Source organism: Pseudoalteromonas sp. Of11M-6 (assembly GCF_022347905.1).
Taxonomy (GTDB): Bacteria; Pseudomonadota; Gammaproteobacteria; order Enterobacterales; family Alteromonadaceae; genus Pseudoalteromonas.
In genome coordinates this window covers 1-1241 of the sequence record NZ_JAKRFW010000125.1, presented here as the reverse complement: position 1 = coordinate 1241, position 1241 = coordinate 1, and the positions used below count along the sequence as shown (strand labels likewise).

Annotated in this window: 1 protein-coding gene; it reads left to right on the top strand. The window is 45.8% G+C overall.

Translation table 11 applies throughout. From position 1 onward, the window contains the following. Positions 1 to 1241, top strand: a 1241-nt coding sequence (locus MHN32_RS23625) for a condensation domain-containing protein (protein WP_239422991.1), incomplete at both ends; no start/stop codon positions are given.

The following is a 1241-nucleotide window of genomic DNA, read 5'->3' as shown; positions in this document are numbered from 1 at the left end:
ATATCAGAGGTTATCACCACCGCGTTTAACTTGGCAGAAGACTTACTATTAAAGGTATTGTATTTGGCGACCGGAGAGGATACAGGAGTCCTACTCTTTAATATGCATCATATCGCGTCGGATGGTTGGTCAATGCAGGTGTTGACCAATGAGTTTGTACGTTTGTATGAAGCCTATAGTCAAGGTGAAGCCGAGCCTTTACCACAATTGGCGTTACAGTATGGAGATTATGCGCAGTGGCAGCGAACGCATATAACGGATACGGTATTAGATAAACAGCTCAGTTATTGGTTAGCGCAGTTGGATGAAGCCCCCGCGGTGCATAACCTCACATTGGATTATCCCCGTCCAGCAGAGAAGCAATATCATGGTGCTCAGGTGGTGTCAGCGTTTTCAGCGCAAACAGCGGATGCGTTATTGGCAGCAGCTAAACGTCATCAATTGACTCCTTTTATGTTATTACATGGTGCATTGTCATTGGTCTTATCAAGACATAGCAATAGTCATGACATCATTATGGGCACACCGGTTGCGAATCGCCTTCAAGCAGAGTTAGCCCCTTTAATCGGCTTCTTTGTAAACACCTTAGTGTTGAGGGTGAATACACAGCATGACAGCTTAGCGGAATATTATGCCCATGTGCGAGCGACCCACTTAGCAGGTCAAAGTCACCAAGATGTTCCATTTGAGCAGTTAGTAGAAAAGCTGAAAGTGCCAAGAAGTCGTGCCCATGGACCTTTGTTCCAGATTATGGTGACGACGAATACAGATTATGGCCTACATGAGCATCAACCATTGCAACTTGCGGGAATAGAAGTAGCGCCTTATCAATCAGATATAGTGCAAGCAAAGTTTGATTTAAAAGTTGACTTAGCCATAGATGAACAAGGAGGTGGCGTTAGCTGGAGCTATGATACGAGCCTCTTTAGTGAAGCACATATAGAACAATTAAGTACGCATTTACAGCAGCTATTAGAAGCGCTGGCAGACACACGAGGTGAGTGGGATATTGCGCTGTCTCAGCTAGACATGCTGTCAGCAAAAGAAGTTAGGCAGCTAGTGCACGAATGTAATGCTCGAAGTGATAATGCTACGCAGGCGTGGGGCAATATCGTTTCCCACTTTACCGCGCAAGCTCAGCGACAGAGTACGCAGACAGCGGTCGTGTGTGGTGACAGCAAGATGAGTTATGGTGAGTTAGATAGGCAATCGAACCAGTTGGCACGCTATTTAATGACGAG